General features: G+C 40.2%; 1 pseudogene. It reads left to right on the forward strand.

Annotated elements, in window-relative coordinates:
• A pseudogene (locus HJY11_RS14225) lies at positions 1–203 on the forward strand (hypothetical protein); the annotation flags it as partial.
• Between the last annotated feature and the right edge of the window lie 16 nt (positions 204–219).

Raw genomic sequence — 219 nt, forward strand, 5'->3', positions numbered from 1 at the left:
TTCAAATGTCGAAAAGAGGTTCTGCTGTCGCCCGACGAGTTATTCATACACTTACTTTACAAAGCATCGGTACATCCCACACAGGAGAGGCTAAAAATCCCATACTCCGTGATTACTATCGCAAAAAATGTGAATCAAAGCCAAAGCTTGTTGCAATGGGTGCTGTTTTGCTGATGTGTGATAAAGTAGTAATAGAAGTGTAAAAAATTTTGCCGTTCC

The sequence above is a fragment of the Bittarella massiliensis (ex Durand et al. 2017) genome (assembly GCF_017566145.1).
Classification (GTDB): Bacteria; Bacillota; Clostridia; order Oscillospirales; family Ruminococcaceae; genus Bittarella; species Bittarella massiliensis_A.